The sequence below is a fragment of the Mesorhizobium sp. RCC_202 genome (assembly GCF_041355295.1).
In the GTDB taxonomy this organism is placed as follows: Bacteria; Pseudomonadota; Alphaproteobacteria; order Rhizobiales; family Rhizobiaceae; genus Mesorhizobium.
In genome coordinates, this window is record NZ_JBFUPO010000006.1 from 262,181 (window position 1) to 284,607 (window position 22,427).

Annotated in this window: 18 protein-coding genes; 9 read left to right on the forward strand and 9 right to left on the reverse strand. The window is 62.0% G+C overall.

Annotated features, from left to right (window positions below; genetic code table 11):
- The first annotated feature begins 84 nt into the window (after positions 1-84).
- Both AB6802_RS16350 and AB6802_RS16355 read left to right on the forward strand, forming a co-directional pair.
- Positions 85-2,193: a catalase gene (locus tag AB6802_RS16350; protein ID WP_371011168.1), complete on the forward strand. Its 2,109-nt coding sequence runs from the start codon at positions 85-87 to the stop codon at positions 2,191-2,193.
- Positions 2,194-2,222: 29 nt separating this feature from the next.
- The gene (locus AB6802_RS16355; RefSeq protein WP_371011169.1) at positions 2,223-2,750 is read left to right on the forward strand and encodes a hypothetical protein; all 528 of its coding nucleotides are present in this window, start codon (positions 2,223-2,225) and stop codon (positions 2,748-2,750) included.
- Between the two features lie 434 nt (positions 2,751-3,184).
- Here the strand turns inward: AB6802_RS16355 and AB6802_RS16360 are convergent, their stop codons facing one another.
- Complete coding sequence (locus tag AB6802_RS16360; protein WP_371011170.1) at positions 3,185-5,143, reverse strand: acetoacetate--CoA ligase; 1,959 nt, start codon at positions 5,141-5,143, stop codon at positions 3,185-3,187.
- A 379-nt stretch (positions 5,144-5,522) separates the two neighbouring features.
- Between AB6802_RS16360 and AB6802_RS16365 the strand changes: the two genes are divergently transcribed.
- A complete protein-coding gene (locus AB6802_RS16365; protein WP_371011171.1) occupies positions 5,523-7,400 on the forward strand; it encodes an AsmA family protein in 1,878 nt (625 codons plus the stop codon).
- A 65-nt stretch (positions 7,401-7,465) separates the two neighbouring features.
- Here the strand turns inward: AB6802_RS16365 and AB6802_RS16370 are convergent, their stop codons facing one another.
- The 6 genes from AB6802_RS16370 to AB6802_RS16395 all read right to left on the reverse strand — a co-directional run bounded on the left by AB6802_RS16370 (position 7,466) and on the right by AB6802_RS16395 (position 14,576).
- On the reverse strand, positions 7,466-8,284 hold the full coding sequence (locus tag AB6802_RS16370; protein WP_371011172.1) for an ABC transporter permease: 819 nt from the start codon (positions 8,282-8,284) through the stop codon (positions 7,466-7,468).
- Positions 8,281-9,243: an ABC transporter permease subunit gene (locus AB6802_RS16375; RefSeq protein WP_371011173.1), complete on the reverse strand. Its 963-nt coding sequence runs from the start codon at positions 9,241-9,243 to the stop codon at positions 8,281-8,283. Before AB6802_RS16375 ends, AB6802_RS16370 begins: the two co-directional genes overlap by 4 nt.
- 9 nt (positions 9,244-9,252) lie before the next feature.
- Positions 9,253-10,392, reverse strand: coding sequence for an ABC transporter ATP-binding protein (locus AB6802_RS16380; protein ID WP_371011174.1), 1,140 nt, complete (start codon positions 10,390-10,392; stop codon positions 9,253-9,255).
- 86 nt (positions 10,393-10,478) lie between these two features.
- Positions 10,479-11,579, reverse strand: a complete 1,101-nt coding sequence (locus AB6802_RS16385) for a polyamine ABC transporter substrate-binding protein (protein WP_371011175.1) — start codon at positions 11,577-11,579, stop codon at positions 10,479-10,481.
- Between the two features lie 395 nt (positions 11,580-11,974).
- Positions 11,975-12,925, reverse strand: coding sequence for a DMT family transporter (locus tag AB6802_RS16390; RefSeq protein ID WP_371011176.1), 951 nt, complete (start codon positions 12,923-12,925; stop codon positions 11,975-11,977).
- Between the two features lie 208 nt (positions 12,926-13,133).
- A complete protein-coding gene (locus AB6802_RS16395; protein WP_371011177.1) occupies positions 13,134-14,576 on the reverse strand; it encodes a short-chain fatty acyl-CoA regulator family protein in 1,443 nt (480 codons plus the stop codon).
- Positions 14,577-14,825: 249 nt separating this feature from the next.
- Between AB6802_RS16395 and aceA the strand changes: the two genes are divergently transcribed.
- The 3 genes from aceA (at position 14,826) to AB6802_RS16410 (ending at position 17,071) form a co-directional block, all read left to right on the forward strand.
- The gene (gene aceA / locus AB6802_RS16400) at positions 14,826-16,115 is read left to right on the forward strand and encodes an isocitrate lyase (protein WP_371011178.1); all 1,290 of its coding nucleotides are present in this window, start codon (positions 14,826-14,828) and stop codon (positions 16,113-16,115) included.
- Positions 16,116-16,156: 41 nt separating this feature from the next.
- On the forward strand, positions 16,157-16,399 hold the full coding sequence (locus tag AB6802_RS16405; protein WP_137929594.1) for a hypothetical protein: 243 nt from the start codon (positions 16,157-16,159) through the stop codon (positions 16,397-16,399).
- A gap of 225 nt (positions 16,400-16,624) precedes the next feature.
- On the forward strand, positions 16,625-17,071 hold the full coding sequence (locus AB6802_RS16410) for a response regulator (protein ID WP_371011179.1): 447 nt from the start codon (positions 16,625-16,627) through the stop codon (positions 17,069-17,071).
- Between the two features lie 206 nt (positions 17,072-17,277).
- Here the strand turns inward: AB6802_RS16410 and AB6802_RS16415 are convergent, their stop codons facing one another.
- Together AB6802_RS16415 and AB6802_RS16420 are read right to left on the reverse strand one after the other, a co-directional pair.
- On the reverse strand, positions 17,278-18,081 hold the full coding sequence (locus AB6802_RS16415) for a MerR family transcriptional regulator (protein ID WP_371011180.1): 804 nt from the start codon (positions 18,079-18,081) through the stop codon (positions 17,278-17,280).
- Positions 18,082-18,278: 197 nt separating this feature from the next.
- Complete coding sequence (locus tag AB6802_RS16420) at positions 18,279-18,986, reverse strand: HAD family hydrolase (RefSeq protein WP_371011182.1); 708 nt, start codon at positions 18,984-18,986, stop codon at positions 18,279-18,281.
- Positions 18,987-19,094: 108 nt separating this feature from the next.
- On the opposite strand from AB6802_RS16420, the gene AB6802_RS16425 reads away from it, so the two are divergent.
- From AB6802_RS16425 to AB6802_RS16435, 3 genes are all read left to right on the forward strand, one after another.
- Positions 19,095-19,889, forward strand: a complete 795-nt coding sequence (locus AB6802_RS16425; RefSeq protein ID WP_371011183.1) for a hypothetical protein — start codon at positions 19,095-19,097, stop codon at positions 19,887-19,889.
- A gap of 10 nt (positions 19,890-19,899) precedes the next feature.
- A complete protein-coding gene (locus AB6802_RS16430) occupies positions 19,900-20,853 on the forward strand; it encodes an ATP-grasp fold amidoligase family protein (protein WP_371011184.1) in 954 nt (317 codons plus the stop codon).
- 101 nt (positions 20,854-20,954) lie between these two features.
- Complete coding sequence (locus tag AB6802_RS16435; protein ID WP_371011185.1) at positions 20,955-22,391, forward strand: glutamine synthetase family protein; 1,437 nt, start codon at positions 20,955-20,957, stop codon at positions 22,389-22,391.
- The last annotated feature ends 36 nt before the right edge of the window (positions 22,392-22,427 follow it).

Genomic DNA, 22,427 nt, shown 5'->3' on the forward strand with positions numbered 1-22,427 from the left:
TCGAAGCCCCGTCGCCGAAGGGTGGCGGGGCTCCATGACATTCGGCCACCCAGGAATGCGTGCACTCCCTGCAAGGAACCCATCATGACCAAGTCTCCAAGCCGCGCCGGCAACCAAGCTGTCGTCCACGATCAGAAGCTGGTTCGTGGCCAAGGCGGCGAGTTGCACCAGATTGCGGCGGGGACCGTTCCTGTCCTCACCACGGCCCAGGGCGGCCCGGTTTCGGACGATCAGAATTCGCTGAAGATCGGCGCGCGCGGGCCGACCGTGCTCGAGGACTTCCAGTTCCGCGAGAAGATTTTCCATTTCGATCATGAGCGGATTCCCGAGCGGGTCGTGCATGCGCGCGGCTATGGCGCGCACGGCTATTTCGAGACGTATGAATCGCTCGCAAAATACACCCGTGCCGACATCTTCCAGCGCGCCGGCGAAAAGACGCCGGCCTTCGTTCGCTTCTCCACGGTGGCCGGCTCGAAGGGTTCTTTCGACCTGGCGCGCGACGTTCGAGGCTTCGCGGTCAAGCTTTATACGAAGGAGGGAAACTGGGACATCGTCGGCAACAACATTCCGGCCTTCTTCATCCAGGACGCCATCAAGTTTCCGGACATGGTCCATGCCGTAAAGGAGGAGCCCGACCGGGCCTTTCCACAGGCTCAGTCCGCGCATGACAATTTCTGGGACTTCATTTCGCTGACGCCAGAATCGATGCACATGATCATGTGGGTCATGTCGGACCGCGCGATTCCGCGCTCCTTCCGCTTCATGGAAGGTTTTGGCGTGCACACATTCCGCTTCCTGAACGCCCAGGATGAGTCGACCTTCGTGAAGTTTCACTGGAAGCCGAAGCTCGGCCTGCAGTCGGTGGTTTGGAACGAAGCCGTGAAGATCAACGGCGCCGACCCCGACTTCCATCGCCGCGATCTCTGGCAGGCCATCCAGTCCGGGAATTTCCCCGAGTGGGAACTCCGGGTCCAGCTTTTCGACCAGGATTTCGCCGACAGCTTCGACTTCGACGTGCTCGACCCGACGAAGTTAATTCCGGAAGAAGACCTTGAGCCGATCCCGGTCGGTCGGCTGGTGCTCGATCGCATGCCCGACAATTTCTTCGCCGAAACCGAGCAGGTGGCGTTCATGACGCAAAACGTGCCGCCAGGCGTCGACTTCTCCAACGACCCGCTGCTGCAGGGCCGCAACTTCTCTTATCTCGATACGCAATTGAAGCGGTTGGGCAGCCCGAACTTCACGCACATCCCGATCAACGCGCCAAAATGCCCGTTCCATCATTTCCAGCAAGATGGGCATATGGCAATGCGCAATCCGGCAGGCAGAGTGAACTACCAGCCCAATTCGTTCGGTGAAGGCCCGAGGGAATCCCCGCAGCCCGGATTTCGCGCCTTTCCCGATGTTGAATCCGGCCAGAAGGTCCGGCTGCGCGCGGAGAGCTTTGCGGACCACTACAGTCAGGCGCGACAGTTCTTGAACAGCCAGACACCCCCCGAGCAGCGCCACATCGCGATGGCCCTGACCTTCGAACTGAGCAAGGTCGAGACGCCTGTCATTCGCGAGCGGATGATCGCCCATCTCATGAATGTCGACGAAGCGCTCGCGACAACCGTCGCCGACAAACTCGGCATCGCGAAACTACCCAAGCCGGCTGACGCCGCGGTCGCACCGAGGAACGATCTCGAACCGTCGCCGGCGCTCAGCATCATCGAAAATGGACCGGACAGTTTTGCGGGCCGCAGGGTCGGCGTGATGGTCAGCGCGGGCGCGGATGCAGCGGTTCTCAAGCGGTTGCAAAAGGCCATCGAGAAGGAAGGAGCAACCATGGACGTGGTCGCTCCCAAGGTCGGCGGTATCAGGGCCGACGACGGAAGCTGGATCGAAGGCCGGCACATGATCGACGGGGGACCGTCCGTCCTGTTCGACGCTGTTGCCCTTGTTCTCTCCGAGGAAGGAGCAGAGCGCCTGACCGGCGAGGCGGCCGCGCGCGACTTTGTCGCCGATGCTTTCGCCCACTGCAAATTCATCGCCTTCACATCCGGAGCCGTTGCGCTGTTGCACAAAGCAGGTGTCGATCCGAAGGCCGATGAAGGCATGATCGACCTCAGCGATCCGAAGGCGGTGGCCGGCTTTGTCGAGTCTTGCCGCAAGCTTCGTCTCTGGGGGCGGGAAATGGCCGTCAAACTATAACCAGACCATCGCGACCAAAGGATGCTGCCATGCAAATCATGCGAACGGAAGTGGCTGAGGCCACCTCCCCTGCCGGCCGGCTGATCCAACGGGTGCGGTTTTGTGGTGAAGGCGACGAGTGCGTCACCGTTGAAATGGCCTGCTTAGAGGGTTCGGCGGCGGACGACGCAGCGGCTTTGCAGCGAGCCAGAGCCATCCTGGTCCAGACGGCCACCTTCGATGCGGCGTCAAATGCATACGATGCCCAAAGCAATGGCAATTTCGATGAGCTTGCCGTCACCCTCCTCAATGATGAAAGCGGCGGGATCTACGTCTTCGAGTATCGCGACGGCGAAGGGTCTCGACAGGTTCCTCCAGTCAGCATGCCGAGCCTGGAGGCCGCGCGCGAGGAAGCGGTCCGGTCGGCTATCGACGTGCTTGTCGATCTGCAACCGGGCACGGACGATCTGTCGGGCTGGCTGGTGCGCGTGCGGGATGAAAACGGCGGACTGCTCTGTGCCATCGACGTGGCGGAGGCGCAAGCCGCCCTGCAGACACGCAGCACAACAGGGCCTTAAGCGCCAAAGAAAAAGGCGTCCTGGGGGACGCCTTGAGAAATGGGATGCTGTCACAACGGGGGCTTGAGCTGAACCTCAGGGGCGAGGAACGGGATTTCTCCCTCAAGTTACTCGCGACTATCGGGGGCGTCCCTTAACAACTCCTTACCGGGTCGCAAAAAAATTTACGAATGTGTACCACCCATGAAATCTAGGTAAATTCGTCGGTTAGATTTCATTAACCACACGGGCCTGGGCGGTTCATCGTTTTCATGGAACCGCTGAACCGCTCCATTGTTATTTCGACGCAATTCCGGACGGAAAACCCCTGCACACTTTCCTGGAATTGCCCTAAAGCGCGTCGCGCTGAAACGGATTCAGACGAACGCGCTTTAAGTCTTTGTTTTGAGCATGTCGTCGTCCCAGAACCGCTGCACACTTCCGGGCGACATGCATTAGCTCGCCAGTTGCGGCAGGTCGCGGAAGAGTTCAAGCGCCTCCGGATTGGCGAGCGCTTCCTTGTTCTTGACAGTGCGGCCATGGACGATGTCACGCACGGCGAGCTCCGTGATCTTGCCGGATTTGGTGCGCGGTATGTCGCTGACGGCGACGATCTTGGCCGGCACGTGGCGCGGGCTGGCGCCCGAGCGGATCTTGGCGCGGATGCGCTTTTCCAGATCCTCGTCGAGGCTGACGCCGGCGGCAAGCCGCACGAACAACACCACGCGCACGTCGTTGTCGAAATCCTGGCCGATGCACAGTGCCTCGAGGATCTCCGGCATCTGCTCGACCTGGTTGTAGATCTCGGCCGTGCCGATCCTGACGCCGCCCGGATTGAGCGTGGCATCCGAACGGCCATGGATGATCAGGCCGCCATGCACGGTCCATTCGGCGAAATCGCCATGGCACCAGATGTTGTCGAAGCGTTCGAAATAGGCGGCCGCGTACTTCTTCCCGCCCGGGTCGTTCCAGAAGCCGATCGGCATCGACGGGAAAGCTTTTGCGCAGACAAGCTCGCCCTTCTCCTGCCGCACCGGTTTGCCGTCATCGTCCCAGACATCGACCGCCATGCCGAGGCCCGGCCCCTGGATCTCGCCGGTCCATACCGGCTCGATCGGCACGCCGAGCACAAAGCACGAGACGATGTCGGTGCCGCCTGAAACCGACGCCAGATGGACGTCCTGCTTGATGCCGTCATAGACAAAGCGGAAATCCTCCGGCGACAGCGGCGAGCCGGTCGAGGAGATGGCGCGCACGGTGGAGAGATCGTGGCTCGCTATCGGCTTCAGGCCGACCTTGCGCAGGGAATCGATGAACTTCGCCGAGGTGCCGAAGAAGGTCATCTCATCCGCATCGGCGAAGTCGAACAGCGCATTGCCGTCGGGATAGAAAGGCGAGCCGTCATAGAGCAACAGCGTCGCGCCGGAGGCGAGGCCGGAGACCAGCCAGTTCCACATCATCCAGCCGCAGGTGGTGAAATAGAAGAACCGGTCGCCATCGATGAGGCCGGCATGCAGACGGTGCTCCTTGACGTGCTGGATCAGCGTGCCGCCGGCCGAATGCACGATGCATTTCGGAATGCCGGTCGTGCCCGACGAGAACAGGATGTAGAGCGGATGAGCGAAAGGCAGCCGCTCGAAGGAAAGCGTCTTGGCGGCAACGGGCGCGAGCGCCTCTTCCAGCGCCGTGGCCTTGTCGATGGTGGCGGCGACATCGGTCGAGGTGCCGAGATAGTCGACGATCAGCACCTTGCGCAGGCTGGTCAGCTTTTGCGCCACCGCGCGGACCTTGTCGGCGACCTCGATCGCCTTGCCGTTATACCAGTAGCCGTCCGGCGCGATGAAGACGACCGGCTCGATCTGGCCGAACCGGTCGAGCACGCCCTGTTCGCCGAAATCGGGGGAGCAGGAGGACCAGACGGCGCCGATCGAGCTTGCCGCCAGCATGGCGGCCACCGTCTCGGGCATATTGGGCATCATGGCGGCGATGCGGTCGCCCGCCTTCACGCCAAGCGACAGGAAGAGCTGCTGCAGCCGCGATGTCAGCGCGCGCAGCTCGTTCCAGGAAAGCCGGCGTTCGACCTTGTCCTCGCCGCGAAAGACGATGGCCGGACCGCTACCGCTCTTCTTCAAAAGGTTCTCGGCGAAATTGAGCTTGGCGTCGGGAAAGAAGGCCGCGCCCGGCATCTTGTCGCCATCGACCAGCACTCGCTCGCCTTTGTCGCCGACAAGATCGCAGAAATCCCAGACCAGGCTCCAGAATGCCTCGCGGTCGTCGATCGACCAGCGATGGAGCTCCGCATAGCCGGAGAAAGATGCGTCCGCCTTGACCGCCGCGGCCTTTAGGAAAGCCGTCATCGGTGCTGCGTCGACCTGGTCCTGCCTCGGGGTCCACAAAGGTGTCTCGGCGGCCATGATCGCTCCTCCCAACCGCGTCGCGTTCGGGGCAGTTAAGCCCAACATGGCTTATGCCATTATCCCAAAACCGGCGCGCCATTGCGGAGCGGGATCGGGCAGACCGCTTATGCCTATTGCAGCGCAGCAGAGCAAGATTTTGTCAGAGCATGATGCCGAAAAGTGTGAAGCGGTTTTCGGAAGACATCATGCTCTATCTCTCTGATTTAGAGCCGGATTCGGATTTCAGGTCGAACAGACCTGAAATCATCCGGCTCTAGGCCGCTAATGCCGGGTGGCGGGCAAATGCCATTGCAAGGCCATAAAGACTTGAAAAGCGTCAGCGCTCGGTTACACCCGTCGGGCGGTTTTTGTCGGCAACGGAAGCATACGGGGCGAAATGCCATCATCTTTGATCCGGCGCGGCGTTTGGGTGATCGGCGTTGTGGTGCTGATCATCGCGCTCGCCGTCGCGGCGCTGCCGCTGATTGCCTCGACCCGGATCGTGCGCGACCGCATCGCCTGGGAGCTCAGTGCCTGGAGCGGCTTCCGGGTGACGATCGACGGCTCGCCGCGCATCGAGGTGTGGCCAAAATTCCGAGCCATCCTCAGCGACGTCACGCTTTCGCAGTGGACGGAGACCGACGCGCCGCCGGTGGTCGAGGCCGATCGCGTCGAAGTCGACCTGTCCGCCATGGCTGCCTTGCAGGGCGACGTGGCGTTCACGACCGCAAGGCTGGTGCGGCCGACGATCAGGGTCGAGCGCACAGCGAGCGGCTTCTACCTGCCGCCGCTGCCGACCGGCGGGCGCATCTCGCGCTCGATCGATACCGCGCGCGGCGTGGTGACGGCCAACCCGCAAAAGCCCGATCTCGGCAAATTGCCGTCCGATCCGTTCGGCATCGTCGAATTCCGCGATGGCCGTGTCGTGACGTCGGCCGAAGGCAAGGACACGGAAATCCTGAGCGGCCTCAACGGCCAGGTCAATTGGGAAGCCATGAACAGCGACGCGTCGCTGACCGCCAGCGGCATCTGGCGCGGCGAAAGCGTGCAGCTCGATTTCTCCACGGCCAAGCCGCTGGTGCTGTTTGCGGGCGGGTCGGCGCCCGTCACGCTCTCGTTCAAGGCGGCGCCAGCGACATTCTCCTTCGACGGCACGGCTTCGATGTCCGACAATGCCTATTTCGACGGCCAGGCGAAGTTTGCCGCGCCATCGCTCAGGCGGGTGCTGGAATGGTCGCAGGCCGGCATCGCGCCCGGCGCGGCGATCGGTTCGGTTTCGTTCGCCAGCAAGGTAAATGCCTCGGCGGGGCGGGCGAAGTTCGAGAATACGACGGTGACGCTCAACAACAATCCGGGCATGGGAGCGCTGGACTTCTCTTTCGCCGAAGCGCGGCCGGTGGTTGCCGGCACGCTTGCGTTCGACACGCTCGATCTCAGGTCTTTCCTGACGGCGTTCACGCCTGTCGCGCCGACCGGCGAGGACGGCCCAGGCGACATCGATACCAGCTTCGCCGACCGCATAAATCTCGACCTCAGACTGTCGGCCGCGCATGCCACGGTGGGACCGGTCCAGCTTGCCGATGTCGCCGCGACGGCGCAGGTCAAGGATGGCCTCGCCGTCTTCGACATCTCCGATGCATCGGCTTTCGGCGGCACTATCCAGAGCAGCCTGCGCTTCGACCGCAAGCCCGACGGCACACAGGTCGAGATGCGGCTGCTGGCTTCCGATGTCGACACCGGGGCGTTTGCCACGGCGGCGGGGATGACGCGACTGGTGCCGGCCGGCACCGGAAGCGTGTCGGTCATCCTCAAAGGGCCGGGCAAGGCGTGGAATTCGATCTTCGAGAATGCCGACGGATCGTTTTCGGCGACATTTGGGCCCGGCACGCTCAACGGCCTCGACCTCCAGGCCTTCCTGAAACGTAACCAGCAAGGCGGCTTCTTCGCGCTTGACGATGTCGACAAAGGATCGCTGCCGATCGACGGCGCCGAGATCAAGGCAAGCATTTCGAAGGGCGTCGCACGGCTGGACAAGGCCGAGATCAATGCGCAGAAATACAAGATCTGGCTGTCCGGCATCGCCTCTTATGCCGGGCGCGGACTGGCGCTGTCGGGCGGCGTCGTGCCGAACGGACAGCCGGCGCAGCAGCCCCAGGCCAACGGCCAGGCGGCCACTCCGGCGCCGCCCGCCCAGAACCAGTCGCTGTTCTTCGTCGGCGGCAACTGGAGCACGCCGTTCATCTCGCCGATCGCGCCCGGCGTTTCAGGCCAGTAGGCGCATCTGATTTCCGAAATGGCCGAAGGCGGAGGCGCAAGCCGCGCCGCCGCTCTTCCTGTCGCTTATCCGCGTTGCGCCGCCTGCTCGTCGAGTTGGCGCTGGACCTCGCGGCGCTTGTTGGCGATCGAGGCGATGATGACGCCGACAGCCACCACCGCGATCAGGAGGGTGCAGGCGGCGTTGATCTCAGGCGTCACGCCGAGACGCACCTGGCTGTAGATCTTCATCGGCAGCGTCGTGGCGCCTGGACCCGACGTGAAGGAGGCAATGACCAGATCGTCGAGCGACAGCGTGAAGGCCAGCATCCAGCCGGAGACGATCGCCGGCAGGATAACCGGCAAGGTGATCTGGAAGAAGGTCTTGACCGGCGGCGCGCCAAGGTCCATCGCGGCCTCTTCCAGCGAGCGGTCGAAGGTGATCAGGCGCGACTGCACGACGACGGCCACGAAGCACATGGTCAAGGTGATGTGCGCCAGCGTGACGGTCAGGAAGCCGCGGTCGAGCCCGACGGCGACGAACAGCAAAAGCAGCGAAAGGCCGGTGATCACTTCCGGCATGACCAGGGGCGCAAAGACCATGCCCGAAAACAGGATGCGCCCCCTGAAGCGCGTGTAACGGGTCAAGGTGAGAGCAGCCAGCGTGCCGAGCACGGTCGCGACGCTGGCGGAGATGACACCGACACGCGCGGTCACCCAGGTCGCGTCCATCAGACCCTGATTGTGGAACAGGGACACGTACCATTTGGTCGAGAAGCCGCCCCAGACGGTGACCAGCTTCGATTCGTTGAAGGAAAAGATGACCAGAAGAACGATCGGCAAATAGAGGAAGGCAAAGCCAAGCACGACCGAGGTGACGTTGAAGCGGCTCCAGGTCGAATTCATTTGCCTTGCTCCTGAGCGCGCGCCTGAGCCTGCTGGTAGAACATGATCGGAATGGTGAGCACCAGCAGAAGGATGACGGCAACCGCCGACGAAACCGGCCAGTCGCGGTTGGAGAAGAATTCGCTCCACAGCGTCTTGCCGATCATCAGCGTCTGCGAACCGCCCAGAAGATCGGGAATGACGAACTCACCGACGGCCGGAATGAACACCAGCAGGCAGCCGGCAACGACGCCCGGCAGCGACAGCGGGAAGGTGATCTTCCAGAAAGCGACGATTTGCGGACAGCCGAGGTCCTGCGCCGCCTCGATCAGCGAGTTGTCCATCTTCTCCAGCGACGAGTAGAGCGGCAGCACCATGAAGGGCAGATAGGAATAGACGATGCCGATGAAGATGGCGGTGTAGGTGTTGAGGATGACCAGCGGCTCGCTGACAATATGCAGCGACAAAAGCAACTGGTTGAGCAGCCCTTCCGGCTTCAGGATGCCGATCCAGGCATAGACGCGGATCAGGAACGAGGTCCAGAACGGCAGGATCACCAGCATCAGGAGAGTGGGCCGGACCGTCGCCGGAGCCCGCGCCATGCCATAGGCGATCGGATAGCCGACGATCAGCGTCAGCAGGGTCGAGATCGCAGCGATGATGACGCTGCTCAGATAGGCTTTGAAATAGAGCGCGTCCTGGGTGAGCCAGACATAGTTGTCGAAATTGAGCTCACGGAACCCTGCGAAGAAACCGGAAATGCCGTCGCTGAAATCGAGCACCGGCGTGTAGGGCGGCATCGCGATCGCCGACTGCGACAGCGATATCTTGAAGACGATGACAAACGGGATGAGGAAGAAGAACAGCAGCCAAAGATAGGGAACGATGATGACGAGCCGGCTGACGAAGCCCTTGGCCAACCTCGTCGGCAGAGCGTCTGTTCCAGCGGCGGTGGATCCGGTCACAGCGATGTCGGTCATGGCCCTCTCCTACCTGGTCAGCACGACGCCGGCATCGGGCCGGAAGGAAACCCAGGCGCGGTCGTTCCAGGTGAGCGGGTCCTCGGTGACACGCGAGGCGTTCAGGGCGCTCGCCCGCACGATCTGCCCGTCATCAAGCTTGATGTGATAGACGGTCATGTCGCCGAGATAGGCGACGTCATAGACCTCGCCTTCAAGCGCGTTGACGGCATCTGCCGGCTTTTTGGACGACACCTTGATCTTTTCCGGTCGGATCGCGAAAACGATGTTGGCGCCGGCGGCGGTATCGCCGCCATTGTCGACGACGATCTCAGCACCCGTCGCGCCGGTGATGCGCGTGGTGTTCGCCGTTCGCTCGCCAACCTTGCCCTCGAACATGTTCACATTGCCGACGAAATGCGCCACGAAGCGCGAGGTCGGGGCTTCATAGACTTCCGCGGGCGTCGCGACCTGCATGACCTCGCCCTTGTCCATGATGGCGATGCGGTCAGCCATGGTCATGGCTTCTTCCTGGTCGTGGGTGACGACGACGAAGGTGAGGCCGAGTTCCTGCTGCAGGTCCATCAATTCGAACTGCGTTTCCTCGCGCAGCTTCTTGTCCAAGGCGCCGAGCGGTTCGTCCAGAAGCAGAACCTTCGGCCGCTTGGCGACCGAGCGGGCAAGCGCGACGCGCTGGCGCTGACCGCCGGACAATTGGTGCGGCTTGCGCTTGGCGAACTGCTCGAGCTTGACCAGCCTCAGCATCTCGGCGACGCGCTTTTCGATGTCTGGGGCAGGCATGCCTTCCTGCTTCAAGCCGAAGGCGATGTTCTTCTCCACCGTCATATGCGGGAACAGCGCATAGGACTGGAACATCATGTTGACCGGCCGCCTGTAAGGCGGGATGCCGCGCAGGTCCTGGCCGTCGAGCAGGATGCGCCCGGCGCTCGGTTCTTCAAAACCGGCAAGCATCCTGAGCAGGGTCGACTTGCCGCAACCGGAGGCGCCGAGCAGGGCGAAGAACTCGCGCTCGAAAATGGTCAGCGACAAATTGTTGACGGCTGTGAAATCGCCAAACTTTTTGGTGACCTTGTCGAACTGGATATACGGCTTGGCGTTCGGATCAGTCCATGGCGCGAAATCCCTGCGGATGCTGCCAAGCGATTTCATGTCCCACTCCGTACTTAAATTTGCTTTTCAAATTCCCCAAAAAAACGCGACCCCGGCAGTTGGCTGCCGGGGTCGCTTCTCAATGCTTACTGGCCGGTGACGACCTTGGTCCAGGATCTGGTGACGAGCCGCTGCGTCTTGGGATCGTAAGGACCCACGGTGAACAGCTTGGACATCATCTTGTCGTCGGGATAAACACCCGGGTCTTCGAGGATTTCCTTGCTGACGAATTGCTGCGAAGCCTTGTTGCCGTTGGCATAGAAGACCACGTTGCTCGACTTGGCGATGACTTCGGGCCTCATCATGTAGTTGATGAATTCATGCGCCTCGGCGGCATGCGGCGCATCGGCCGGGATCGCCATTTCGTCGAACCACATTTCGGCGCCTTCCTTCGGAATCGCGTAGGCGATATCGACGCCCTTCTTGGCTTCCGCCGCGCGGTCGCGGGCCTGGAAGATGTCACCCGAATAGCCGACGGCCACGCAGATATCGCCATTGGCGAGCGCGTTGATGTATTCCGAGGAATGGAACTTGCGGATCGAGGGCCGGACGCTCAGCATCAGGTCTGTAGCCTTGGCAATATCATCGGGAGAGGTCGAATCCGGCTTGAGGCCGAGATAGTTCAGCACGGTCGGGAAGATATCGGTCGGAGAATCCAGGAAGTAGACGCCGCAGCCGGCGAGCTTGGAGATGTTTTCGGGCTTCAGAACGGCGTCCCAGCTGTCGATCTTGTCGACACCAAGCGCTGCCTTCACCTTTTCGGTGTTGTAGCCGATGCCGGTGGTGCCCCACATATAATTGACCGAGTATGTGTTGCCGGGATCGAACTTGGCAACCCGCTCCATCACCGTGCTCCACATGTTGGACAGGTTGGGGAGCTTCGATTTGTCGAGCTTCTGGTAGACATTGGCCTGGATCTGGCGGGCCAGGAACGGACTTGCCGTCGGCACCACGACGTCGTAGCCGCTGCCACCGGCGAGCAGCTTGGTTTCCAGGATTTCATTGGAATCGTAGGTGTCGTAGACGACCTTGATGCCAGTCTCCTTGGTAAAGTCCTCGATGATCGACGGGTCGATATAGTCCGACCAGTTGAAGACGTTGACGACACGGTCCTCGGCATGGCCGCTTGCCGTGAAAAGCGTCAGTAATGCTGAAGTCGCCGAAAGCCAGAGCGCTTTGCGGATCATGCTGTTCTCCTTTGGTAAGTGTTCCCTCGCCGGCTCGTCGCTAGATGGCGGGGCGGCGTTGATTTCAGACTATTGAGCTTTCCAGGGGGCGACAAGCGCGAACTGTCGGCGCTGCGCTGGGGTGTGGCAAAAGGGTTGGAAGCCCTGTCAGCGCCCCGAAGAGGCATGCTGGTGTCGTCAGCGGCATTCGCCGTGGCGTATGCAAAGATATGACGATGCTGTCCGGTCCCGATCGGGCCGGCGGAGACACTTGGCAAGATACGCCTGTCTTGTTGTTGCCGTAATCGCAGCCTGCCCGTCCGGCAACGGGGTTGTCAATGGGGAAGGCCGGCTATCGTCCTTGATGCATGTCGTTCTCCCAGAACCGCTGCACACTTCTGGGCGACATGCATTAGTCAATTGGGTGACGGCAGACCGGTGACGCCGGGGCGCGCCGGGCGCGCCTGCCGCTTGAACTCCAGGCCGATATGGACGAGCAGCGCCGTGACAACGACCGCGCCGCCGATGATGGTGCGCAGCGACGGCACCTCGGAATGGACGAGCCAAACCCAGATCGGTCCGAGGATCGGCTCGAACGTGCCGAGCAGTGCTGCGATCGCCGCCGGCACCAGCCGCGCGCCCATGGCGAAAAAGGCGAGGCCCACACCGAGATTGATGACGCCGAAGGCAAAGAGAAAACCCATGTCGCGCGACGAGACAGCGAATTGCGACGCCTGGGAGGCGGCGAACGCGCAGGCGAGCAGCGCCGCCAGGCAATTGGCCGGCACCATGCGCACATGGGCAAAGCGGCGCGTGATCACGGTCGCCACCGAAAACATCACCGCAATCAGCAGCGCCAGGCCATCGCCGATCGGCGAGACGGCTCCGTCGAGGGATTCGGACACCATGATGGCGACGCCGGTGATGACGGCGGCGATCGCGACCCAGGTTGCCGGGCTGACGCGTTCGCGAAACAGAATCCACGCCAGCAGGGCGGCCAGCAACGGCACGCCGGCCTGCATCAAAAGGATGTTGGCGACCGTGGTGTAGCCAAGCGCCACGACGAAGCTGGTCGATGCGGTGGCAAAGCACAAGGCAACGCCTAGTCCGGGCAGCCCCATGTCGCGAAACAATCTCACCGTGCCGCGCGGGCCGTCGCGCCAGAGCATGAAGGCGACAAGGAAGGCCACTGCCCAGAACGAGCGCCAGAACACCACCGTCCAGCTGTCGTCGATATGGATGAAGCGGGCAATGGTGCCGCCGAAGCTCCACATCAGCGCCGACAGGAAGACCAAAAGCATGCCCGCCCGCTCCTCGCGCGGCGAGACGGCTGGCAAGGAGGGGCTGGGAGTGGCGGTATCGGTCATGGACATGACTGTCAGCGAGTCGTTCGCATTACGATGCACCAGGGACGACGGGACTGTGTCTCATCCGCGTAGCGCAAAGCAGAAAGCCGGGCGTGATCCAGCATTCGCTTAAATGTTGGACAACCCCGCCCGGGCTTTTACTTTGATGCGCGTCGTCATTCCCAAAACATCGGCCCCAAAACATCGGCGCGGTTTCGGGCGTTATGCATCAGCCCTGAAAATCGAAAGCGCTCAAACCCGTCACCATCTCGTCGAGGCCGAGAGGGCGCGTCACCGGCGGCTCGGCGCGCGCCAGGCAGCCGACACGTTCGCAAAGCCGGCAGGCCGGGCCGACCGCCGTCGCAAGGCTCTGTCCGGGCTTGCCGGCGGCTGCCGCCGGCAGCGCCGCGCCATAGACGATCTCGTCGCGAAAGCCGATGTCGCAGCCGAGCAGCAACGCGGTGCGCCGCGGCCTTTCGGAGAACGCACCCTGCGGACCTTCGAGCGTGCGGGCAATGCATAGGAATTCGGCGCCGTCAGGCATCTCCACCGCCTCGACCAGGATTTGACTCGGCTGCGAAAAGGCTGCGTGGACGGGAAGCTTCGGGCAGCCGCCGCCGAAACGGTTTTGCGGATAGCCCTGGCTGCCGGCCCGGCGGAAGCGGTTGCCGGCATTGTCCACCTCGAGCATGAAAAACGGCACACCGCCAGCGCCGGGACGCTGCAGCATGGTCAAGCGATTTGCCGCCTGCTCGAAGGAGACGCCGAAGCGGGACCGCAGCACGTCGATGTCGTAACGGGCGCGGACGGCGGCGGCGTGAAAGGCCTGGTAGGGCATCATCAGCGCATGCGCGGCATAGCGGCCGAGCTCGAAGCGAGCGAGCCGGCGCGCCTCGTCGGTGCCAAGCTTCAGCGCCTGGATCTCGCCGGCGACGGCAACCGTCATGCGGATCAGGCTCGCCTCCATGGCGACTTCTCGCAGTTGATCGAAAGGCGACAGCCGCTCCGACAGGAACAGACGCTGCGAGTGGCGATCATAGCGGCGTCGCCAGTTGGGCATTGTGGCGACCGGCAGCACCTTGACGACGACACCGTGCTCACGCCTCAGCCATGCCTTCAATGCCCCGAACAAATCATCACCGGGGTCGAGCACCGAGGTGAAGGCCTCTGCCTCTTCCTCCAGCGCGGCGAAGTGGTTCGGCCGCCGTTCGAAGGTTTCATGCACTTCGTCCGCAGGCAGGCGCGTGCCCGACAGCGCGGTCGCCCTGCCCTCCTTCGCCAGCAATTGGTTGAGGTCGGACAGGCGCTCGGCCTGCTCGCGATAGGCGCGAAAGAGTTTTACCATCGCGGCCGACGCATTCGGCGCTGTCTCGGCAAGATCGATCAGTTCCTGATCGCCGGGCAGCTCGCCGGCCAGCAGCGGGTCGCCGAACACTTCCTTCAGCGCCGCGATCGAGCCCTTGGCCTCGCCCTGCAATTCATGTGGATCGACCTTGTAGGCGGAGGCCAGCTTGAGGATCAGCTGCACCGTCAGCGGCCGTTGGTTGCGCTCGATCAGGTTGAGGTAGGAAGGCGAGATACCGAGCCCTTCGGCCATGGCCGTCTGGGTCAGACCCCTGGCGTTGCGCAGCCGGCGCAGCCTCGGCCCGGCAAAGATTTTCTGGTCAGCCACGCTTCTGTCCTTGACAAGATTTTACACATAAACCGCCATCGGCAGTCAGCGTCATCTTTTACAATCGTGACAAATTTACAGCGCTGTCCTGTCAAAGACAACACAGGTTTTCTTTTATTTTCCGGCCAGATTACCGGTTTGCCTAGGTGATTTTGCGCCGCAATGTAAATGATGTCACAAGCGAGTGACGCTGAACGAACGTTTGCGGCCGACCGCTCAAACCAACCGCCAATGATCTCGGAGTGCCAAATGACTGATTTTTACAACCTCGTTCCATCCGCGCCGGAAGGCCGTTTCGACGGCATCGAGCGTTCTTATTCGGCCGAGGATGTGAAGCGGCTGCGCGGCTCAGTGCAAATTCGCCAGACACTGGCTGAGATGGGCGCGAACCGGCTGTGGAAGCTGATCCACGAGGAGGACTTCGTCAATGCGCTGGGCGCCATGTCGGGCAACCAGGCCATGCAGCAGGTGCGCGCCGGCCTGAAGGCGATCTATCTATCGGGCTGGCAGGTGGCGGCCGACGCCAACACCGCGTCAGCCATGTATCCGGACCAGTCGCTCTATCCGGCCAATGCAGCGCCGGAACTGGTCAAGCGCATCAACCGCACCCTGCAGCGCGCCGATCAGATCGAGACCTCGGAAGGCCGGGGACTTTCGGTCGACACCTGGTTCGCGCCGATCGTCGCCGACGCGGAAGCCGGCTTCGGCGGACCGCTCAACGCCTTCGAGATCATGAAGGCCTTCATCGAGGCAGGTGCCGCCGGCGTCCATTACGAGGACCAGCTGGCGTCGGAAAAGAAATGCGGCCATCTCGGCGGCAAGGTGCTGATCCCGACCGCGGCGCATATCCGCAACTTGACCGCCGCGCGCCTGGCGGCCGACGTGATGGGCACGGCGACCCTGGTGGTGGCGCGCACCGACGCGGAGGCGGCCAAGCTGTTGACGTCCGACATCGACGAGCGCGACCAGCCCTTCGTCAACTACGACGCCGGCCGCACGGTCGAGGGCTTCTACAATGTCAGGAACGGCATCGAGCCGTGCATCGCGCGCGCCGTGGCCTATGCGCCGCATGCCGACCTGATCTGGTGCGAAACCTCGAAGCCCGATCTGGCGCAGGCCAGGAAGTTCGCCGAGGGCGTGCACAAGCATCATCCGGGCAAGCTGCTCGCGTATAATTGCTCGCCGTCGTTCAACTGGAAGAAGAACCTCGACGACGCGACCATCGCCAAGTTCCAGCGCGAACTCGGCGCCATGGGCTACAAGTTCCAGTTCATCACGCTGGCCGGTTTCCACCAGTTGAACTTCGGCATGTTCGAGCTGGCGCGTGGTTACAAGGACCGGCAGATGGCGGCCTATTCCGAGCTGCAGGAAGCCGAGTTCGCCGCGGAGGCCAATGGCTACACCGCGACCAAGCATCAGCGCGAAGTCGGCACCGGCTATTTCGACGCCGTGTCGATGGCGATTACCGGCGGCCAGTCTTCGACCACCGCAATGCATGAGTCGACCGAGCACGCGCAGTTCAGGCCGGCGGCTGAATAACAACAGAGGAAACGCCCGCAAGGGCAACAAGGAGAAGAGCAATGGCATCGATAAGCCGAGTCAAGGAAAGGGCGGAGGAGCAGTCAAGCGCAATGAGCGTCGACCAGCAGGCGACGATCCGCATGCTCGCCAACGACCTGCACAGGTTGAACCAATCGGTCATGAAGGCAGTCGAGGCGGGCGTCTCGGTCGAGCTGGTGCGTTCGGCCAGGCACCATGGCGGCGACGGCAACTGGGGTGATCTTCTGATCCCGGTGATTGTTACGCAGCAAAGCCACGGTTGACGTTACGTCAACAATCTCGGCGATGGTTTCCCGCGCGCTATACGTTCGGGAAACTATCGTTTTTTTTCGATTTGCATTGGGAACGGATGCTAGGACTTGGACTGAGTTTTAAATTTTCTTGCTATATTTTCGACCGCAGCCATTTCAGCTTGACAGCGGCCGTGAACTCACGCCAATTGAGCCTCAGGTTTCAACCCTGCATTGAACCAGAGTGCCTGCCCGCCAATGTGTCCCGCCGACCCTAACGACCGCCAAAATCATCCGAAACCCCTACACCGCACCGGCGCCGCGCCGACGGATTTTTCCAAGGTGCTTGTCGTCGGAAAGTCGTCGATCAACCGGGTCGTGGTGTCGAAGATCGTCGAGCGTTCGGGACTGAGGCCGATATCGGAATCGCCGGAGACCGCGGAGAAGGCCCTGGCAGGCGTTACGCCCGGCGTCGTCATCCTGGATGGCGGCCCCGACAACAAGGATTGCGACCGGCTGATGTCCACAATCGACGCGTTGCGGCGCGCCTCGGGCAAGGCGCTGCCCGCGGTGATCCTGCTTTCCACCAAGACCGGCACACCTGAGACCCTCGGCCTGTCGAGCGTGGTCGATACCGTGGTTGCCAAGCCGATCACGCCTGAGAGACTGCAACCGGTGGTCGACCGGCTGGCAGGACGCGGCTAAAGCAATTCCAGGAAGTGTGAGCGGTTTTCCGTCTGGAATTGCCTCAAGATAGAGCCCATCTCCGTGAAACGGCGAACCGCTCTGGAATGTTTCGGACAGGCTCTGCCGGAACTCTATCCTGCTACCAACGGTCGAGCGCGGCCGACTCGAAGCGAACTCCGGGGCGCGCCGAGGCGACACTCCGGCGTTTGTTCTCATGAGCCTGGTCATTCCAGCTCGCCGCGTTCCCTCATTCCCTGCGCGACCTGCCGGAAAAATTCGAGGACCGCCGGATCCAGTGGGAGAGGCTCGGACCTGGCCTGCGCCTCGGCGGCCGTTTTGGCATAAGCGTCGCGAATAAGCGCTTGCTCAGCCTGGGAGGTCGAACGCCTGATGCCGACCGTACGGGATCGCATACGCCGAACCAACTCTTTGGCGGCTTCGGAATTGATGTCCCCCGCCTCTTTCAGCCGGCTGGCTTCCGCCGCAATAGCCTTCAGCGCAGCCGTGTTGGCATCTCCGCTATACTGTTTCCTTATCTCGTCAAAGGTGCGGCTTGTTCGCCCGGTCGGATCCTGCTCCGCGATCAGAGCTTCAACCCTTGCGGCGAATTTCTTGTTATCGGTGGTTTGCTGCACGACAGTCTCCTTGGTGAGGTTTGCTAACTCGTCCAGCGAAAGGTCTCGCCCCTCATCAATCTGACATAGCGCCACCTCTATGAGGGCGATCGCCCGTCTAATCTTGTCTTGTTGGGACTCCAGGGTTTCGCGTTGCAACCGCAAGACATCCCGAAGCCGGGAATGGCTCCCGACAAGCTTCCTCATCGATTTGAGGGACAGGCCGAGATCACGAAGCACGATGATCTGGTGCAGGCGGGCGATTTGAGTTGGACCGTATAGGCGCCACCTCGATTCAGCGCGGTGAGGAACAATGAGTCCCTCCCGCTCATAGACCCTGAGCGCCTTGGTGGTGACACCTAACCGCCGAGCTGTCTCCCCGGGGCCGAACCATTGCTCCTTTTCGCCGACCATATACCCGACCTTCCGTTCCGGACCCCCCGCTTCTGTAAGGGCGGTCCCAGGGTCCGATGCAAGAGCTTGTTGGCCGGTTCGTTCGGGGCGACCGCTCACCACTCCGAACCGAAGTTCAGAGCGAACGCTGACCCCGATGCTGCCAGGTGTGCCGCCCAGCGGTTTTTTGCACAGCTTGGGAACATCCCCTAGCGTCGTCAGCCTGCCTTGGCGATCGTCTCAACCAACGCCGGCAGCTCACCCAGATGGGCGATCTGGCGGAAGCGCGGGGCTGCAACCGGCGCCTCGGCGTGCTCGATGGCCCAGGTCAATTCATGCGGCACATGGATGCCCCAGCCGCCGGCCTCGATCGCCGGCACCACGTCGGACTTGAGCGAATTGCCGACCATCATGCTCTTTTGCGGCCCGTCGCCATGGCGGCTGAAGATGCGGGCATAGGTGTCGGCGTTTTTGTCGCTGACAATCTCGACGGCGTCGAACAACTCGCCCATCCCAGACTGCGCCAGCTTGCGCTCCTGGTCGAAGAGGTCGCCCTTGGTGATCAGCACCAGGCGATAGGCGCCGGCCAGCTTCTCGACGGTCTCACGGGCATGCGGCAGCGGCTCGATCGGATGGCTGAGCATGTCGCGGCCGGCCGCCAGGATCTCGCTGATGACCGAACCGGGCACCCGGCCCTCGGTGACTTCGAGCGCCGTCTCGACCATGGACAAGGTGAAGCCCTTGATGCCGAAGCCGTAGACGGCAAGGTTGCGCTTTTCCGCCGCGAGCAGCCTTGCCGCGATGTGAGCGTGATCGCCATGGTCCGCGAGCAAGGCGGCAAAGCGCTTCTCGGTCAAACGGAAGAACTGCTCGTTTTGCCAAAGCGTATCGTCGGCATCGAAACCGATTGTGGTAACAGCGGTCATTGCCAGTTCGTCCTCCTCGCAAGTTCGTGGTGTAGACGCCTTCACGCGGCACTGCTAGCTAGAGATCGCAAAGCGCGGGGGTGCATGCTGAATTCCTGGAAAGACGAGTTGGAGGCCTTCCTGGCAGGCGCAGGGGCGCGCACGCCGACCGAGCTGATCAACGGAATTCGCGATATTGGCGTTGCCATGGGCCATGAGGCCGGCGAGGCGCTGCTGCACACTCATCCGGAGCTGTTCTCGCACCGGCCGATGCTTACGCAAGCTTTCATAGAAATGGTTCATGCCCAAGACGTCGCCGAAATCGGGCAGATGCTGGGCCAGGACCTGAAGGAGCCGACTTCGTTCGGGCAGATCGCAACGGAGAAGACGACTATAGGGGTTATGTCGTCGAAGGATGCTTACAAACGCCTCGATGAAGTCTTCGAGCATGTCGATTTCACCGAATGCAGGCGTGCCGTGATGGTCGGCTGCGGCGGTCGACCGTTCACAATGTTTCGCATCCACGATCAGACACCGGTTCCCGAAATAGTCGGCCTCGATATCGTGCCAGATGCGGTCGAGACAGCCAACATTCTGGCTGCCAAGCTCGGCTACACACGCATGCGCGCCGAATTCTGCAACGGGCGCGACTATGACTATCGCGCCGCGCAAATGGTTTACATAGCCAGCATGGTTTCGCCCAAGGCGGAAATCGTGTCGCGCATCGCTGACACGGCCCCGCGCGACCTGCAGCTGGTTTTGTGGGAGCCGTATTCGCTCGCGCGCCTGTGGTCGGAGCGCGCGGAGGACGCACTCGATCCGCGTCTGGAGGTTGTTGGCCGCACCCGCGTGTCGCGCAACATGACGCGCGATGTGTTTGTCCGCTTCCGGCCAGGCGCCGCCGCTCGCCGAAACGAGGGCTGAGGCATTGACGATGAGTGCGGCTGATCGTGTGATTTTGACCGCCGCCAGGGCCTGGTGCCTGCTTCGCCATCCGGTGATCTGGAAAAAGACGTACGACCACAGCGGCATCTTTCCCGATCCCGCCAGGCCGACATCCTATGCCGACAAGTTCTTGTGGCGGAAAATCTTCGATCACAATCCGCTTTATGCAACAGCCTGCGACAAGCTGGCCTCCAAGGATTATGCGCTCTCCGTATGCCCCGAACTGAAAACGGCAAAAGTTCTGTGGAGCGGCAGTGACGCCAAACAGATCCCGCCGGCGCTGCTGACTGGAAATGTCGTGGTCAAGGCCAACCATGGCAGCGCCTGGAACATGATGATCCATAATGGCGACGTGGACATGGCGAAGTTGCTGAAGCGAACGGAGCGTTGGATGCATCGTCGCTATGGCCGGAAATACGGCGAGTGGGGCTACAAGGACGCAAGACGGCTGATCTTCATCGAGGAGATGCTTGTCCAGGATGAACTGCCGGCTCCGCTGGAGTACAAATTCCATGTGTCGAACGGGAGGACGGCTTACGCCTATGCCTCAAAGCGCGACGGACAAGGCAACGAATTGAAATGCCATTTCGACCGCGACGGCAGCTATGCGCCGGTCCCGCCCGGCAGCGGCGGCCAATGGGCGAAGATCGACCTGCCGGCCTCGTTTTTGCATATGCGCGAGATCGCGGAGCGACTGACGGAGCCATTCGACCACATGCGCAGCGATTTCTATGAGATCGATGGCGAAATCTACTTTTCCGAGTTCGCGGTTTACCCACTATCCGGCCAAGGTATCATCAACACCAGGCTGCGCGATCTGGCCGGCGACACGTGGGACATACGCCAGTCCTGGTTCCTGACGAACCCTCAGACGGGTTGGCGCAAGTTCTATGCGGCGGCGCTGCTGCGATGGCTCGATGCGGTTGAGGAAAGGCGGCGCTGAGCCAAGGTTCGGTGTCCGACGACCTGCGCATCTGGAGGCTTCCCCTTCCCTTCCCCCATGACGCCCGGCTATAGTTCGAAATCCGCAACACAATCTGGTGAATGATGCCGCCTGAAAAAAAGGAAGTCCGTCCGTCAAGCCGGGGGGGACGTGCCCGCACGCCTGCTTTCCTGAAAAACGAACGCGGTGTGAAGAACTGGAAGGAAGCCACCGCCTGGCTCGAATGGCGCGGCATCGAGGATATCGAGTGCATCACGCCGGACCAGGCCGGCGTTGCCCGCGGCAAGATGATGCCGTCGAAGAAGTTCACCTCCAATACGTCGCTGGCGCTGCCTTCGGCCGTGTTCATGACGACGATCTCCGGCGGCTATCCGGAAGACGGCAACGGCTTCCACTATCCGGAAGATGACGGCGACCTGAAACTTCTGCCTGACCTCTCGACGCTGACCGCGGTGCCCTGGGAAGAAGACCCGACGGCGGCGGTGATCTGCGACCTCGTCCACCAGGACGGCCGTTCGGTCGAATTCACGCCGCGCAATGTCTTGAAGCGCGTGCTTGCCGCCTATGACGAGCGCGGCCTTCGCCCCGTGGTGGCGCCCGAGATCGAATTCTACCTGGTGCGCAAGAACCCGGATCCGGACTATCCGCTGACGCCGCCCGTCGGGCGCTCGGGACGGCCGATCGGCGGCGGCGCCGGCTATTCGATCGCCGGCGTCAATGAGTTCGACGAGCTGATCGACGACATCTACCATTTCTCCGAACGGCAAGGCCTGGAGATCGACACGCTGATCCACGAGGAAGGCGCCGGCCAGCTCGAGATCAATCTGCGTCACGGCAATCCGATCGAGCTCGCCGACCAGGTGTTCATGTTCAAGCGCACCATCCGCGAGGCGGCGCTGAAGCACGAGATCTACGCCACCTTCATGGCCAAGCCGATCCAGGGCCAGCCTGGTTCGGCGATGCATATCCATCAGTCGGTGGTCGATAAGAAAACCGGCAAAAACATCTTTTCGGCCGAGGATGGCTCGGAGACCGAGGCATTCTTCCATTTCATCGGCGGCATGCAAAAGCATGTGCCGAACGCGCTGGTGATGTTTGCGCCCTATGTCAATTCCTACCGCCGCCTGACGCAACAGGCCTCGGCTCCGGTCAACAACAAATGGGGCTACGACAACCGCACCACGGCCTTCCGCGTGCCACGCTCGGACCCCGCGGCGCGGCGCGTCGAAAACCGCATCCCATCTTCAGATGCCAATCCGTACCTGGCGCTGGCGGCGTCGCTTGCCTGCGGGCTGCTCGGCATGACCAAGAAGATCAAGGCTGAGCCGCCAGTGCTGACCACGGCCAATGCCGCCGAGATCGACCTGCCGCGCAGCTTGCTGGAAGCGGTCGATTTGTTCGAAGGCGACACGGAGCTGTGCGCCCTGCTCGGCAAGTCGTTCGCCGCCACCTACGCGGCCATCAAGCGAGCCGAGTTCGAAACCTTCATGGAAGTGATCAGCCCGTGGGAGCGGGAGTATTTGTTGCTCAACGTTTGAGGGGAGTAGGGGAGTAGGGGAGTAGGGGAGTAGGGG